Below are 14258 nucleotides of genomic sequence, written 5' to 3'. Positions count from 1 at the left end.
CGCCTCTCGGAGGATGCTCGTGATCCGTCGCGATGGTTCATACTGAGCGTGATGCCCAAATCGGTGTTATGATATAATACAAGGGGTAACCCGGACACCACAGGAGGCAGCCGTGTCTATGTATTTTCTCGATGAAACGGATGATTGGCTGGAATATCAGACGATCAGGGAAGAAACCAAACGGTTGGACAGGGAATATCTTGAGATCGGCAAAGAACTGCAGTCAGTTGAGGAGGCTTTCAAGCACGATCCCCAGAATATTAACCTTGAAGCCCGGATGGCCGAACTGAAGAAAAAGCGCAAGGCCATTGAAAAAAAGCTCGATGAGTCGCTCAGCATGTACCGCTAGAAATTGGCGCCTGTGCGGGTTCAGGATATGTCGTGAAGGCCTGCCCCGGGGTCAACTCAACAAAAGGAGGAGGTCAATGAGTACTTTGGTGGTGATCGATTATGATGATCCTTATAATGAAGCGCAAGAGGTGCGGCTTACCTTGAAGAAGATGCAAATGGATTATCTCATCGACCTGGAAGACGCGGTGGTAGCGGTCAAGAAGGCGGAATCGTTTTCTTGAACACCGTGGTTCTTTTTTCATCAACAGACGTTAGTGGCAGGTTAATATCAGGGGGATTGATCAGCGGGCCAAGCTGTGTGCCTGGGTCCCGGCCAATTTGACACATTGTAAAAGAACCCGACAGGCAACCACAATGCTTCTGAGTCTTCCCCCGGGGAATAGGCCGATCATCTGCGCTTGTCAGCGCGCGAAGTGCATCGACCCAAGCTGGCACAGTTGTTGTATAGCGTATCAAATCAATTGGTTGCGTTTCCGCCGCTCTGGTTGCTAGGCAGAAATCTTTAGGACAGGAATTCCTCTCAAGGAGCCGCCGTGATGAACATGAAGGAAGTACAGAACATGGCAAGAAGAATCGGGGTTAAACCTCGAGGCAAAACAAAAGCCGTGTTGATCCGAGAAATCCAAAGGGCTGAGGGCCATTTTGACTGTTTCGGATCGGCCGTAGACTATTGCGATCAGCTGTCGTGTGCCTTTTATGCCGATTGCCTGCGCACCAATGCGTTGCACAGCGTGAAGCAATCCAGGTGACACAAGAGATCGCATTACAGAAGAAAATGGTGAGGAATCTAGGGACATTGCCGTGTGATTGGTGGAGTGGCGGCAAATCCCAAGGGTGGCGACACTAGTGAAAGGAGGTAAAGCGATGGAACTGGTTCCCTGGAAATCCTTTGGAGAAGTGAGCACACTGCGCAAGGAGATGGATAATCTTTTGAACAAGTTTTTTGGCAAGTCCTCTCTCGCCGAAGCCTTTGGCGATGAGTGGGCTCCGAGCCTGGATGTGTCCGAAACGGCCAACAGCATCGTGGTCAAGGCTGAATTGCCTGGATTGGAAGTTAAGGACATCGATGTCTCTCTTGCCGGTGACTTGCTGACCATCAAGGGTGAAAAACGAAAAGAAGAGGAAGAAAAAGGCGAACATTACCATTATAGTGAAAGGTACTATGGTTCATTCCGGCGTTCCTTCCGCCTTCCAACCACCATTCAGGCCGACAAGATTGAAGCGAAATTCGACAAGGGCGTGCTCAGGATAACACTTCCTAAGACCGAGGAGGCCAAGCAAAAGGAAATCAAGATCAAGGTCGAATGAATGGATCTGTGTTGACAAGCCAAGTTTGCCTCTGACGGTCTGCTCCTGGACACAACAAGGGTTTTCTTGCCCGGATGCCGGCAATGGACAAGCGCTACACCATCTATAAATGCTCTCACGCGGGACGAAGAGTGATAACCAGCCTCACCGCCTACAATTTGCAGGAGGCTCATGAAGCACTCCGGTGGCTGCAAAAGCACCATCGTGAGGAGGCCGATTTCCTGCTGGATGAGGGTGAATTCTTCGAAATATTGGAAGAAAGCCATGGTGCCGAGGAGCAACCGCGGGAGGCTGTGGCCCCACTGAAGGTCGCCGAGTGATTGCGCCGGAAGGACTTTAGCCGTAGAGAAAAGAACAGATGACAACCGCGGCGCAGACGGCGACCAGGTCGGCCGTGAGGGCGGCGGCCAGGGCGTGGCGGATGCGCTTTATCTGGACTGCCCCAAAATAAACAGCCAGGACATAAAATGTGGTTTCAGTGGATCCCTGCAAAGTGGACACGAGATAGCCCGTGTAACTGTCCGGTCCTATCAGGGGATCCTCGATGATGGAAGCGAGCACCCCGTAGGCGCCGGAACCGGACAGCGGTCTGAGCAAAGCCATCGGCAGCGCTTCGGCAGGCAATCCCACAAGGGCAGTATATTTGCCAAGCCAGCCCACCAGTGCATCCAACGCGCCACTTGCCCTGAACATCCCCACAGCAACCAGTATGGCGACCAGATAAGGAATGATTTTGATGGCCACTTGAAAGCCGTCTTTGGCTCCCTCGACGAAGACCTCGTAAATTCTTACTCGCCGCACCGCTCCAAAAGTCAAAAAGCCGATCATGAGTGCGGGTATGACCCAGGGAGAGATCTCCCTGCCATAGAATATGGTGACTGGAATAAAGGCTATGAGAGCAATCATCGCCAGCAGGCTGAGCCAGAGGGGGTAGGGCTCGATAGATTCGCTGCCTGGCGGGTCTTCCGAAGGCGGCGGAGAGGGGCCCCGCCGGTCGGCGGCCACCGATTCTGCGAGAAATACCGGCTGAGGAGAAAACCGCTGATAGATTTTGGCGGCAATAATGGCTGCAGTGGTTGAACAGATGGTGGCAAACAGGGTCGTGGGGAGAATGCCTGCCGGATTGCCGGAGCCGGCTGCGGCCCGCAGTGCAATGACCCCGGTTGGCAACAGGGTAACGCTTGAGGTGTTGATGGCGAGAAACAGGGCCATGGCGTTTGTGGCGGTACCGGGGTGGAGGTTGAGTTTATCCAGTTCCTGCATTGCGCGGATGCCGAAGGGAGTGGCGGCGTTGCCGAGCCCCATGGCATTGGCCGACATATTAAGAATCATGGCGCCCATAGCCGGGTGTTCGGGCGGCACATCCGGAAATAAACGAATCATGACCGGCCGGATGAGGCGGGCCAGGATCTTGAGCATCCCCCCCTCTTCGGCGACCTTCATTAGACCGAGGAACAGAGCCATAACCCCAATGAGCCCGAGAGCAAGCTCCACTGAACCTGCAGCGGACTTGATCATGGCTTCGGACAAACGCTCCATGGGTGAGGCAGCGCCTTCCGCCGAAACACCGAAGATCTGCTGCCAGCCCGCTGCCGTGAAGGAAACGAGGACGATGACAAAAAAGATAGCGTTCATGAAGGGTCACTCTACCCGGATAAAGCGATTTCTCACATGCAATCTACCCACCGATGCTCTGCCTGAAAACGAGCAGGCTCATGTTTTAAATCGTCGAAATCTTCAGGGGCGCAACTTATCACATCTACGGTTTGTTTGCGCGGGATTTTTCCCAATGTGCAACTGATCCTGACGGGTCGTCGCCGAACAGCAGCCGTTGCACAAAAGGATACGGTTTAAAACGGCAAACGAACTCCTGCTTTCCGGCATAAAGATTTATGCGTGCGGGTCGGGCAATTTCCAGATTCCAGGAATGGGGTGGCGGCACTCTTTGCAGTGGCCGTTTTCGATTGCCAACAGTTCGATTTTGTACCCGTTTCTTGCAATGATCCGAGTCTTGCAGGCCGGGCAGTAGGTGTGTTCGGCCTCATGTCCCGGCACATTGCCGATGTAGACAAAGTTCAACCCTGCGGCGCGGGCGCACTTCCACGCCTCCTCGAGCACAGCAACGGGAGTGGGGGAGAGGCTTTTGAGCTTATAAAGCGGATAAAAGCGGCTGAAGTGTAAGGGCACGTCGGGGCCCAGTTCGTCGTGAATCCAGCGGGCCATGGAGCGAATTTGCTGCATGTCGTCATTCTTGCCGGGCACAATCAGCGTGACGATCTCGATGTGGACGCCCCAACTTTTTAGATTTTTCAATGACGTCAAAACCGGCTGCAGAGTTCCACCGGTGAGCTCTTCGTAATACTCTTCGGTAAACCCTTTCAGGTCTATGCACGCGGCGTCAAGGTACTCACTGAGATCTTTGAGTGGGAGAGGGTTGACGAAGCCATTGGAATGCATGACTTTCAAGAGTCCCTGCTGCTTGGCGATTCGTCCGATGTCCAACATGTATTCCATAAAAATAGTGGGCTCTACGTAGGTTGAAGCAATGGATCGGCACTGGTACTGAAGGGCATTGGCCACCACCTGTTGGGCGGGAAGGTCATAGTTGTAGGTGTCGTCCGGGCGTGCCTGGGAAATTTCCCAGTTCTGGCAGAACTTGCAGGCGAGGTTGCAGCCGGCGGTGGCGATGGAAAATGAACGGGTGCCGGGAAGTACATGGAAAAAAGGCTTCTTCTCGATCGGATCGACATTGACCGCGCACGGGTTGCCATAGACGATGGAGTAATACTGTCCGTTGACATTTTCGCGAACCCGGCAATAGCCGCGCTCTCCGCCGGCCACTTCGCAGTGGCGCGGACACAGCTCGCAGCGGATCATGTGATCATCCAGCGGCGTGAAATAGGGTGAAAGCTTTCGCCCGAGAAAGCCTTGGGTGAGCTGCTGTGCATGGCCCCCGGCGGCCATTTCAAACCAGCTGAAGGAGTGGATGCCCGCACACACCACTGCGCAGCGCCCGCAGTGCCTGAGAAATTCCCGCCTATTCATGGATGAGCTCATGGTGTTCCTTTTTCTTAAAACACATCTGCGGAGAAGATGAAAATTTTCGTGTTCTCCTCTTTCCACGCATCCGCAGGAAGATTGGCCTTACGGCAGGTATAATCCAGAAACGTTTCCCGGTCCCAGCCGTACTGCGTTGCCACTTGCGGCAGCAGCAGTCCGCTGTGGCCGTTTTGCTGTACGATAATTCCGTGCCGGCCCACTTCAATTTCCTCGACATCGGTAATCTGACGCAGCGGCGTCATGGCTGAAATTTCTATTTCCAGGTCCTCCAGTTCGTCAGGCGTTACCGGTGGAAACCGGGGATCCTGAAAGGCGGCAGCCACGGCCATCGCGGCCACGGTTTCGGCAAGCGGTTGATCGTCAATAACGTGTCCGATACAGCCGCGCAGCTCCCCCTGTTTATGAAGCGTTACGAAGGCCCCGCGCGGTTCCTTGAGACGGGGAGAAATGACCTGCACAGCCGGAGGTTTTTTACCGGCGCTGTGCGACTCGATGCTTTCCCGCGCAATGCGATGCAGCAGAGCCTTTTCTTCCGCACTCAAGCCCGGATCGACTCCCACCGGCCGCTGTTCCGCTTCTGGTTGCGCAGGCCCGGACCCCTTGTATACGGCTGCGGCCAGGTATCCGACCACCCGGCTTCGATCCCCCGTCACATCACCGGAATTGGCATAATGGAGAACCTCGGTTCGATCCCCTCCCAGTTTGCGGGCCGCCAGCAGCGCCGTGACCATGGGGCCGCCGCCACATGCTTCACATCGTTTGCTTGCCAAATCATAGCTCAAACCTTGCGGATCGAATTTGTTGATGTGGTCGATGATCACCTGGTCCAGTTCTTTGGCTTCCCCGTAGGAGTGATAATGCGACAGGTCTGAGCTTGCAACGATTAGAACGGATTTGCCGCGCAGGCACTGGGCTAGAGTATCGGCGAGCCGTTGGCAGGTAGCGTAGCTTTGGTCTCCCATTACCAGGGGTACAAGCTTGAAGCCGGGCATGAGCGTTTGCAGAAAGGGCAGTTGAATCTCCAGGGAATGCTCGCGGGCATGGGCCTGCGGTACGCAGCGGATGGTATTGTCCCGGGTGCGTAACTGTTCAATCAAAGTATGATCCAGCGGTACGATTCCCAAGGGCGTTCGGTAGCCGCCCCGGTCGTAGACGGAAACTCCGCGGAAAGCGGCATGATGGCTCGGAGCTATGATGACGACGGTAGCGAACTGGTATTCGCGCAACAGCTTATAAGCGTAGGCTGCCACCTGCCCCGAATAGGCGTATCCCGCATGGGGAGAGATCAAGGCAAGCGGTTCCCCCAGCGGGCGTTGTTCGGGAACCTTCTGGAGAAACGCATAAATTGCACTGCGCAGTTCGGCGGGCGAATCGGCGTACCAGGTCCCAGCGATGACCGATTCGCGCACTTGTTCGGAGTGCGCAGTGCCGCCGCCGGCTGCTCGTGTGCCAGCCGGTGGAAACAAAAGTCCCAGGCCCAGGAAGGCGACTAAAAGAGACACGGCCCAAAACCAATTTTGCTTGACTGAACGGTGCATCATTGTTTTATCTCTCAGCGGAAGGGTGTCACAACCAAGTCAAGAAGTTAAAAATTTGCGAATCGTTGTGGGCAAGTGCTTGAGACTGAACAAAACTATTATATAGAACGGCAGCCGATGGGGTCAATATATCCGCTATGGACTGGATTAACAGGAAATTGGCAAGGCTCTGTTTTGATTGTAGAACAAAAATCCATGGGGCCGTCAGCAGGATGCCTGATGATTTGCATGGGCCGGCAACGCATTTTCTCGGCGCATTGATCCAGCGGCCAATGGTTTGCGCGCCGGTCGAGGAACACAGACTACCGCCGGAAGCTTTACAACTCTCCCAATGACCTGCGAAGAAGTAGATATCCATGAATGACATAAGACTCGAGAGTCTCATTGCGGACAAAAAAAATCTGGAACAAGTTCTTGACCACCTGCTGGAAGGGATCATAGCCCACGATACCGATAGAAAAATCCTCTTCTTTAACAAGGCGGCCGAAAATATCACCGGTTACCGGAAGGATGAGGTCCTGGGTAAAGATTGTCACGAGGCCTTTGGCGGCCCCTTTTGCGGAAGTCGTTGTTCTTTTTGTGGGGACCCTCCCGATACTTTGACCCATGTGACCTACCCTCTGAACATTCTGAACAAGGGAGGCGAGCTCAAGCGCATCGAGATGTCGGTGACCGGCATGACGGATGAGCGCGGGTGCTTCGTGGGTGTACTCGCGTCCCTGCAAGACACAACCGACCTGATTGGATTGAAAACTCGTCTGGGGGAGCTCACCAGTTTTGCCGGAATAATCGGTCGAGACCATAAAATGCTGCAGCTTTTTGAACAGATTCGCGATCTCGCCAGCAATGATTATCCGGTCCACATTTCCGGGGAAACGGGTACGGGAAAGGAGCTGGTGGCGGCTGCCATTCACAATGAGAGTCGACGCGGTAACGGACCGTTCGTGCCGGTCAACTGCGGTGCCTTGCCGGAGGGGCTGTTGGAGAGCGAATTGTTCGGACACGTGAGGGGAGCCTTCTCCGGTGCCATTCGGGACAAAAAGGGGCGATTCGAATTGGCCCACGGGGGGACCATTTTCCTGGACGAGGTATCGGAATTGCCCAAGCCCATGCAGGTGAAACTGTTGCGGGTTCTGCAGGAGGGGGTCATCGAGCGTGTGGGAGGAGAAAAACCCATCTCGGTAGACATGCGAGTCATTAGTGCCACCAACAAAGACCTGAAGCGGGAGATGGAAAAGCAGAGTTTTCGTGAGGACCTCTATTACCGGCTCAATGTGGTGCCCGTTTTTCTGCCGCCGCTGCGTGATCGCAAAAACGACATACCCATTTTGGTAACGCATTTTTTGGAGCAGGCGGCAAAACGCGGGGAAAAGACGGCCGGACTTTCTCAACAGGCCTTGACCGTTTTGATGGATTATCATTGGCCGGGGAATGTACGAGAACTGCAAAATGCCGTGCACTTTTCCCTGGTGAAGGCCAAGGGTCGAAGTATTCGGCCGCAGGACCTGCCGATGGAATTGCGGCAACTGCAGGGGTGCAATCCCAAGCCCGGCCCTTCCAGGAAATTGGATGAGGATTCAGTCATGGCGGCTCTGCAAAAGAGTGGGGGAAACAAGGCCAAAGCCGCCAGGCTGTTGGGAGTCGGTCGCGCCACCCTGTACCGGTTCCTGAGCGATATGCGGGATGTTTGATGTTTCATGATACATTCCTGTTTCAGGTGTCACTTGAGACAACTGGTTCGCGCTCTCACATTCAATGCAAAGGGAATACTTTTGTCACCGCTTGTTCTCTGAGCAATTCAATAATCACACTTGTTGGGGAAAGACACATACACTTTTGTGCCCCCGGTCACTGCCGGGCTGCGTAGCGTGATCCGCGTGACGCAGCCCGGCAACAAGACCGGCAACGAATGAAACATCCAATGCGTAGTAACCGGTATAGATCAGCGGTCGCGCCACGGCATGACGTTCTGCTGTCTCCACAGGGGGACTGCGCCTGTTGCCTGCCGCTTTGCCGGGCTGTCTCCTAAAAGGTGGCATGAGTCTTGCTCAAATGCAGAGCGGTGCCTGTTGCTGCCGCAAATGAGTGCCGTCTTACCTGGACCGTTAGCCGTGGGCATAAACTTTTATTTAAGAGGCGGACAATGAAGCCTTGCAACAAAAACATTGTGAAGACTCTTGAACTGGTCGAAAGAATGACCAAGATTGCTGATGAGGGAGACAGGGCAAGAGAGGATACGGGATGTGGAGTGCTCTACGGTGTTCTGCGCGACTCGGCCTATAAGATCAAGAAGCTGGCAGAGCAAGAGCGGGAGGCACACAGAAGAAAAGGATGGTGGTAGACTGAGCCGCCTGGCAGACAGGCGGCTTGATGATTCAACAGATAATAACCACAGGAGGTTAAAACGGAATGAGTGAGACAACCCGGAATTTGATGGAAGCGTTTGCGGGTGAATCCCAGGCCAATCGAAAGTATCTCGCCTATGCCAAACAAGCTGAAAAGGAAGGTTACCCGCAGGTGGCCAAACTCTTCAGAGCCGCCGCAGAAGCAGAAACAGTCCATGCTCACACCCACCTGCGAACGCTTGGAGGAATCAAGTCCACCAGGGAAAATTTGCAGGATGCCATAGCGGGCGAAACGCATGAGTTCAAAAGCATGTATCCGGCCATGATCAAGGCGGCTCAGGAGGAAGGTCACAAGGCAGCCGAGAGAACTTTCAGATATGCCAACGAGGTCGAGGAGGTCCATGCAAACCTCTATCAGAAGGCGTTGGATAACCTCGAGGGTTTGGAGGAAGCCGACTATTACGTTTGCTCGGTGTGCGGCTACACCTGTGAAAATGAACCCCCCGACAAATGCCCTGTGTGCAATGCGGTTGCCAAGGCATTTTTCAAAGTGAGTTGAAATCAGTCGTTCATCATGATTGAGGAGGATAGACAGTGTCCAAAGCGTTGGTGATCTATGCGAGCAGAACTAACCAAACCAAAGGTATTGCGGAGATTATTGCAGAAGGAATGCGCTTCGAAGGGGTTGAAGCGACCCTTGTCAATGTGAATGATTTTGAAAAACAAAAGATCAACCCCGAAGAGTTCGACGCGGTTGTTTTAGGAGCACCGACGTATCATGGGGATATGATTCAACCCATGAAGACCCTTTTGTTTGCTCTGGAGAAGTCCAACCTGGAGGGCAGAGTGGGCGGAAGCTTCGGTGCCTATGGGTGGAGCGGAGAGGCGCCGGGCAGAATTTACGACACCATGAAGCACATCTTTAAGATGGATATGGTGAATGGACCACTCATGCTGAAATCCGCTTCTTTGGGGGGCGGAGTCAAAATGGGTCAGGATTACGGTCGGGACATTGCGAAAAAGCTGCAAAAGTAATCAAGTCTGAATGTTAACAACTACTTGTCACATGGAGGAAAGCAATGGCAGCAAAGCTCGAAGTCTACAAATGTGAATTGTGTGGAAACATTGTGGAAGTATTGCACGGCGGCGGCGGGGAATTGGTGTGCTGCGGGCAGCCCATGAATCTGTTCGTTGAAAACACGGTGGATGCGGCCAAGGAAAAGCACGTTCCCGTGGTTGAAAAGAGCGCCGACAAAGTCACGGTAAAAGTGGGCAGCGCAGCCCATCCGATGGAAGAAAAGCACTACATCGAGTGGATCGAACTGATTGTCGGCGATAAGGCCTATCGCCAGTTTCTGAAACCCGGTCAAGCGCCCGAAGCCGTGTATTGCCCCGAAGGGGAAACGGTTTCTGCCAGAGCTTACTGCAATCTCCATGGGTTATGGAAAAGTTAACACGGTTGGCGGAGAAATATTGAGTACTCCGACTGACTGTCAATTGTGCGGGGTGGGCCTTGCAACGCCGCAAAAAATTCCTCACGGCTGAAAGGTCCACTCCCCGTATCTGCCCAGTGTACGGCACTGCCACATCTCAATTTTGCTATTCTCAACAGACCGCACAAGAGCAATCATCGATGAGGAGGTGAAAGAGCAATGGACGCTTTGCTTCTCTCGCGACTGCAATTTGCCGCAGCCACTTTTTTTCATTTTTTGTTTGTTCCACTGACCCTCGGGCTTTCCGTCCTGATCGCCATTATGGAAAGCAAATATGTGAGGACCGGTGATGAGGACTACAGGAGGATGGCTCGGTTCTGGGGGAAAATTTTTCTCATCAATTTTGCCATCGGGGTGGTCACCGGGATAACCCTCGAATTCCAGTTCGGAACCAACTGGGCGCAGTATTCGCGCTATGTAGGCGACATCTTTGGTTCTTTGCTGGCGATAGAAGCCACCGCAGCGTTTTTCCTCGAATCCACCTTTATCGCCGTCTGGGCCCTCGGCTGGAACAGACTTTCCGCCAAGGCGCACGCAGTGACAATCTGGCTGGTGGCCATCGCTTCCAATTTGTCTGCGGTGTGGATTCTGATCGCCAATTCATGGATGCAGCGCCCGGTCGGCTATGTCATTCGCAATGGACGGGCCGAACTGGATGATTTTGTTGCTGTGGTTACAAATTCTTACGCCATCCACCAATTCGTTCATACGATCAGTGCCGCCTACATTTTGACCGGGTTTTTTGTGATGGGTGTGAGTGCCTATCACCTGCTGCGCAAGCAACACACGGTTTTTTTTGGCAAATCATTTCGCATGGCGCTCAATATGGCACTCATCTTTTCCATCATTGCTGTGGTGCAGGGACACATGAACGGCGCCAAGGTGGCCTCGGCACAACCGACCAAGCTGGCTGCCATGGAATCGTTCTGGGAAACCAGGCAAAGTGCGCCACAGTACTTGCTCGTGATACCCGATGAAAAAAACCAGAGGAACCACCTCGAGTGGGGGGCCATACCCGGTGCTTTGAGCCTGCTGGCCTATCACTCCACTGAGGCAACAGTGAAAGGACTGAAGGATTTTCCTGAAGAAGACAGGCCCCCGGTGACTCTGACCTTTGTATCCTTCCGCATCATGGTCGGCCTCGGAGTCCTGTTTCTGGTCCTGACGCTGATCGGCTGGTTCAAGCGGAACAGGCTGGAGGAGAGTCCCCGGTTCCTCAGAATCATGCTGTACTCGATCCCTCTTCCCTATATCGCTTCCGAAGCGGGCTGGACCCTTGCCGAAGTAGGTCGGCAGCCGTGGGTGGTGTACGGAGTCATGCGAACCTCCGATGCCGTTTCGCCCATCGCCGCTTCGCAGGTGATGGTCTCTCTGGCAGCCTTTGTGGTGGTCTATTCACTTCTGGGAGCGGCCGCTTTCTTTTTGATTGCGAGACACGCGCGCCGGGGTCCCGAACCGGCGCCGGTGGCGATTGTGGAGAGGAGGGATTGAGATGCTGGAGTCGATTTGGTTTATACTTTGGGGTGTTCTCTGGGCAGTTTATTTTATGCTGGACGGCTTTGACCTGGGCATTGGGACTCTCATGCCTTTCCTGGCCAGGAACGAGACCGACAAACGCATCATGTACAATGCCATGGGCCCGTTCTGGAACGGCAATGAGGTCTGGCTGATTGCTGCCGGAGGAGTCACCTTCGCTGCCTTTCCCACCACGTATGCGGTGATGTTCAGCGGACTGTACACGGCCCTCATGCTGATTTTGTTTGCCCTGATTTTCCGCGGCGTAGCGATCGAGTTTCGGGGCCAGGTGGACCATGCAGGCTGGCGGAACGTATGGGACATATGCCTGACAGTGGCCAGTTTTTTGCCGGCTCTGCTGCTGGGCGTGGCTTTTGCCAACATCTTTCAGGGTATTCCCATCGATGAGGCGGGGATATTCCGCGGAAATCTTTTCTCCCTGCTCAATCCCTATGGTTTGCTGGGTGGTGTTTTTTTTGTCCTGATGTTTCTTGTGCACGGCGCCCTCTGGCTGGCCGTCAAGAGCGAAGGGGCCCTGCACGCACGCGCCGTGGCTCTTGCGGGCAGGCTCTGGATCGGCCTGGCAATCATCGCTGCTGCCTTTCTTACGGCCACCTGGTTTTACACCCGGCTGTATGACAATTACCTGCAAAACCCGCTGTTCTACATGGTTCCCATCGTGTTGATTCCGTTGGGAACAGTGGCGGCGCTTGTGATGATCCGGGTTTATATTGCCCGCGGGCACTGGTGGCGAGCCTGGTTTTCCTCCAGCGGTGTCATCGTGGGGGCTACCCTGTTCGGGGTGGTGGGGCTTTATCCGAACCTGTTGCCGTCCAACCTGAACCCGGCGTACAGCCTGACGGTGCAAAATTCCTCCTCCAGCCCACTGACCCTGAAGATCATGCTGGTCGTGGCACTCATCTTTGTGCCGACCGTTATCGCCTACCAGAGCTGGGTGTATCGGCTGTTCAGCGGTAAAGTGCAAGAGAATGATCTACTGGAGGAAGAGGCGTACTGATTTGACGGGTCTGGGCAGCTGCTGCTGAGCAAAAATCGGTTTTTTTAAACGCCGTAGAACCGCATCAGACCCGTGTTATCGCTGGCGTAGCCGTATTCCCTGCGGATTCTCTCGAGCGTTGCAAGGTCCGCTCTAAAAGGGTTCGCCGGGGGGCCGGGCACATGCAATAACAGGCTCTCGCTGAAGGGAGTCTCTTGTAGTTTGGCGTTGTAGGCGAGCACCATCAAGGTCTCGAGGTTGACCACATCCTCTATGTTGTAGGCAAGCAGGGTATCGAGGGCCTTCGGGTTTCCATTGTACAGGTAGTCTCGCCAAAGGAGTACGGCGAAGAAGCCGTCTACTCCCTCCAGTTCGAATCTTTCGATACCCAGCTGCCTTTCACAGCTTTTCAGGCCGCCTCGATAGCCGAGGCTGCCCAATACATAACGCAGGTCGATGTGGGCGTGGTCCATGGGGATCCGTAAGGTATTCCTTATGAAAGGCAGATCGAAGCATTTTCCATTGTAGGTGACCAGGAGCTTGTAGGCGCCGATGCGCTCCTTGAAATCCTCAAGATTGCGGCCGCAAACGTAATGATAAACGGACTCACCGTCATACAAGGCAATCGTGGTGATGTGATCGTTGCGGCCCCCCATGCCCGTTGTTTCGATGTCCAAATAGGCGGTGCTTGACTGGAATTCGCTGAACAGACGCCATTGCTGAGCGGCCGGGAGCCGCTCGGCAAAGTAATCGCATCGGCTCTGCTGGAGCTGGTACAAGGATTGTTCCAGGTACCTGCGGACTGAGCCGAAACGAGCTCGGCCGACTACTTTCCGCGAGGATTCCTGCCGGAGAAATTCCTCCCAGGTGAATAAACCGGAGGACCACAACCGTCCCTCGGTTTGAAGCCCGATTCCCGGAATGTGACAGAAGGTGTTGCGCAGCATAGTGCACTCCTCAGGGTCGAAACAAAATCAACAAACAGTTCGGTGGTGCTCCTGCGGCCATCCAACTTCAGGTTACGAAACATCCTGCAGCGCAGGTCAAACGGTATCTCGATCTGGACTCCCATTCCCCCGGCGCTGCGATTGCATACGTTCGAACCGCTTCGCCCCTGAATGTCACTGCGCATGCCCGCTGCAAACCCAGAGCGGCACAGCAACTCTGCCGCTTTGTCGCGCAAAACCTGGTGCAATCCGCCCACATAGATTGTGCCGCCCGCATCCCGGCAGCCGTGAATGGCCAGGGCAGTCCGCGCGTGCCGCAAGGCGTTCATGCAGACGGGTTCGTCAAAACGCGTGCTGGCTATATGGAGGTCCCAGTTGCCACGGGGTTTGAGCCCCTCCAGAGCATAGAAGGAATGGTTCCCGGCAGCGACCGCATCGGCAATCTCAGAACAACCGGGCTCGATATTGCCGCCGTGCGGGGCCATAACGAGGATGCCGGAATCGCCGCTTCGATAGACAATCCTGTAGTCGAGGCCTTCCCTTTCGTTTTGTTCCAGCTCTGCAAAGCAGGAGTATCGATCGGTGGGTGGCATGGGACTTCCGGCGGGACAGGTACGATATCGAGAGTTACGGACTCTGACGAGGCGGCAGCCGCGATGCTCCATTGCGAAACTTGGCAATGAAGTCGGATCCAGGCCGCTCGC

At 54.4% G+C, this 14258-nt stretch carries 18 protein-coding genes; 12 read left to right on the top strand and 6 right to left on the bottom strand.

What is annotated here, in order from left to right; all coding sequences use genetic code 11:
* Positions 1-112 precede the first annotated feature (112 nt).
* The 5 genes from K1V27_RS14630 to K1V27_RS14610 all read left to right on the top strand — a co-directional run bounded on the left by K1V27_RS14630 (position 113) and on the right by K1V27_RS14610 (position 1979).
* Positions 113-349 (top strand): hypothetical protein, encoded by a 237-nt coding sequence (locus K1V27_RS14630; RefSeq protein WP_258930789.1) that lies wholly within the window; start codon positions 113-115, stop codon positions 347-349.
* 76 nt (positions 350-425) lie between these two features.
* Complete coding sequence (locus tag K1V27_RS14625) at positions 426-572, top strand: hypothetical protein (RefSeq protein ID WP_258930788.1); 147 nt, start codon at positions 426-428, stop codon at positions 570-572.
* A gap of 315 nt (positions 573-887) precedes the next feature.
* Complete coding sequence (locus K1V27_RS14620) at positions 888-1100, top strand: hypothetical protein (RefSeq protein ID WP_258930787.1); 213 nt, start codon at positions 888-890, stop codon at positions 1098-1100.
* A gap of 115 nt (positions 1101-1215) precedes the next feature.
* Positions 1216-1659, top strand: coding sequence for an Hsp20/alpha crystallin family protein (locus tag K1V27_RS14615; RefSeq protein ID WP_258930786.1), 444 nt, complete (start codon positions 1216-1218; stop codon positions 1657-1659).
* Positions 1660-1742: 83 nt separating this feature from the next.
* Complete coding sequence (locus K1V27_RS14610; protein ID WP_258930785.1) at positions 1743-1979, top strand: hypothetical protein; 237 nt, start codon at positions 1743-1745, stop codon at positions 1977-1979.
* A 16-nt stretch (positions 1980-1995) separates the two neighbouring features.
* Here the strand turns inward: K1V27_RS14610 and K1V27_RS14605 are convergent, their stop codons facing one another.
* From K1V27_RS14605 to K1V27_RS14590, 4 genes are all read right to left on the bottom strand, one after another.
* Positions 1996-3294 carry a nucleoside recognition domain-containing protein gene (locus tag K1V27_RS14605; RefSeq protein ID WP_258930784.1) on the bottom strand — a complete coding sequence of 433 codons (1299 nt, stop codon included), beginning with the start codon at positions 3292-3294 and terminating at the stop codon, positions 1996-1998.
* Positions 3295-3549: 255 nt separating this feature from the next.
* Positions 3550-4704, bottom strand: coding sequence for an AmmeMemoRadiSam system radical SAM enzyme (amrS, locus tag K1V27_RS14600; RefSeq protein WP_258930783.1), 1155 nt, complete (start codon positions 4702-4704; stop codon positions 3550-3552).
* A gap of 26 nt (positions 4705-4730) precedes the next feature.
* Complete coding sequence (amrB, locus tag K1V27_RS14595; protein WP_258930782.1) at positions 4731-6260, bottom strand: AmmeMemoRadiSam system protein B; 1530 nt, start codon at positions 6258-6260, stop codon at positions 4731-4733.
* Between the two features lie 25 nt (positions 6261-6285).
* Complete coding sequence (locus K1V27_RS14590) at positions 6286-6624, bottom strand: hypothetical protein (protein WP_258930781.1); 339 nt, start codon at positions 6622-6624, stop codon at positions 6286-6288.
* Here K1V27_RS14590 and K1V27_RS14585 point away from each other — a divergent pair.
* The 7 genes from K1V27_RS14585 to cydB all read left to right on the top strand — a co-directional run bounded on the left by K1V27_RS14585 (position 6614) and on the right by cydB (position 12628).
* Positions 6614-7948 (top strand): sigma-54 interaction domain-containing protein, encoded by a 1335-nt coding sequence (locus tag K1V27_RS14585; protein ID WP_258930780.1) that lies wholly within the window; start codon positions 6614-6616, stop codon positions 7946-7948. The two genes, K1V27_RS14590 and K1V27_RS14585, sit on opposite strands and share 11 nt — an antisense overlap.
* A gap of 452 nt (positions 7949-8400) precedes the next feature.
* Positions 8401-8598 carry a hypothetical protein gene (locus tag K1V27_RS14580; protein ID WP_258930779.1) on the top strand — a complete coding sequence of 66 codons (198 nt, stop codon included), beginning with the start codon at positions 8401-8403 and terminating at the stop codon, positions 8596-8598.
* 68 nt (positions 8599-8666) lie between these two features.
* Positions 8667-9161: a rubrerythrin family protein gene (locus tag K1V27_RS14575; protein ID WP_258930778.1), complete on the top strand. Its 495-nt coding sequence runs from the start codon at positions 8667-8669 to the stop codon at positions 9159-9161.
* 35 nt (positions 9162-9196) lie between these two features.
* Positions 9197-9637, top strand: coding sequence for a flavodoxin domain-containing protein (locus K1V27_RS14570; RefSeq protein ID WP_258930777.1), 441 nt, complete (start codon positions 9197-9199; stop codon positions 9635-9637).
* 44 nt (positions 9638-9681) lie between these two features.
* Complete coding sequence (locus K1V27_RS14565; protein ID WP_258930776.1) at positions 9682-10056, top strand: desulfoferrodoxin; 375 nt, start codon at positions 9682-9684, stop codon at positions 10054-10056.
* A 198-nt stretch (positions 10057-10254) separates the two neighbouring features.
* Complete coding sequence (locus tag K1V27_RS14560) at positions 10255-11586, top strand: cytochrome ubiquinol oxidase subunit I (RefSeq protein ID WP_258930775.1); 1332 nt, start codon at positions 10255-10257, stop codon at positions 11584-11586.
* A 1-nt stretch (position 11587) separates the two neighbouring features.
* Entirely contained in the window at positions 11588-12628 is a 1041-nt protein-coding gene (gene cydB, locus K1V27_RS14555) for a cytochrome d ubiquinol oxidase subunit II (RefSeq protein WP_258930774.1), read from the top strand.
* Positions 12629-12672: 44 nt separating this feature from the next.
* Here cydB and K1V27_RS14550 read toward each other — a convergent pair whose 3' ends face one another.
* A complete protein-coding gene (locus K1V27_RS14550) occupies positions 12673-13386 on the bottom strand; it encodes a ribonuclease H-like domain-containing protein (RefSeq protein ID WP_258930773.1) in 714 nt (237 codons plus the stop codon).
* A 47-nt stretch (positions 13387-13433) separates the two neighbouring features.
* Complete coding sequence (locus tag K1V27_RS14545; RefSeq protein WP_258930772.1) at positions 13434-14147, bottom strand: poly-gamma-glutamate hydrolase family protein; 714 nt, start codon at positions 14145-14147, stop codon at positions 13434-13436.
* Positions 14148-14258: the final 111 nt, after the last annotated feature.

This window comes from Desulfoferrobacter suflitae, from assembly GCF_022603395.1.
In the GTDB taxonomy this organism is placed as follows: Bacteria; Desulfobacterota; Syntrophobacteria; order Syntrophobacterales; family Syntrophobacteraceae; genus Desulfoferrobacter; species Desulfoferrobacter suflitae.
The sequence above is the reverse complement of the archived record's forward strand: the minus strand, read 5'-3'. Positions and strand labels throughout refer to the sequence as shown.

Bases quoted from the DNA above. Each gene is read 5' to 3' on its own strand.
- K1V27_RS14625 (WP_258930788.1), top strand. From the start codon at position 426: ATGAGTACTTTGGTGGTGATCGATTATGATGATCCTTATAATGAAGCG.
- K1V27_RS14620 (WP_258930787.1), top strand. From the start codon at position 888: ATGAACATGAAGGAAGTACAGAACATGGCAAGAAGAATCGGGGTTAAA.
- K1V27_RS14615 (WP_258930786.1), top strand. From the start codon at position 1,216: ATGGAACTGGTTCCCTGGAAATCCTTTGGAGAAGTGAGCACACTGCGC.
- K1V27_RS14610 (WP_258930785.1), top strand. From the start codon at position 1,743: ATGGACAAGCGCTACACCATCTATAAATGCTCTCACGCGGGACGAAGA.
- K1V27_RS14605 (WP_258930784.1), bottom strand. From the start codon at position 3,294: ATGAACGCTATCTTTTTTGTCATCGTCCTCGTTTCCTTCACGGCAGCG.
- amrS (WP_258930783.1), bottom strand. From the start codon at position 4,704: ATGAATAGGCGGGAATTTCTCAGGCACTGCGGGCGCTGCGCAGTGGTG.
- amrB (WP_258930782.1), bottom strand. From the start codon at position 6,260: ATGATGCACCGTTCAGTCAAGCAAAATTGGTTTTGGGCCGTGTCTCTT.
- K1V27_RS14585 (WP_258930780.1), top strand. From the start codon at position 6,614: ATGAATGACATAAGACTCGAGAGTCTCATTGCGGACAAAAAAAATCTG.
- K1V27_RS14590 (WP_258930781.1), bottom strand. From the start codon at position 6,624: ATGTCATTCATGGATATCTACTTCTTCGCAGGTCATTGGGAGAGTTGT.
- K1V27_RS14580 (WP_258930779.1), top strand. From the start codon at position 8,401: ATGAAGCCTTGCAACAAAAACATTGTGAAGACTCTTGAACTGGTCGAA.
- K1V27_RS14575 (WP_258930778.1), top strand. From the start codon at position 8,667: ATGAGTGAGACAACCCGGAATTTGATGGAAGCGTTTGCGGGTGAATCC.
- K1V27_RS14565 (WP_258930776.1), top strand. From the start codon at position 9,682: ATGGCAGCAAAGCTCGAAGTCTACAAATGTGAATTGTGTGGAAACATT.
- K1V27_RS14560 (WP_258930775.1), top strand. From the start codon at position 10,255: ATGGACGCTTTGCTTCTCTCGCGACTGCAATTTGCCGCAGCCACTTTT.
- cydB (WP_258930774.1), top strand. From the start codon at position 11,588: ATGCTGGAGTCGATTTGGTTTATACTTTGGGGTGTTCTCTGGGCAGTT.
- K1V27_RS14545 (WP_258930772.1), bottom strand. From the start codon at position 14,147: ATGCCACCCACCGATCGATACTCCTGCTTTGCAGAGCTGGAACAAAAC.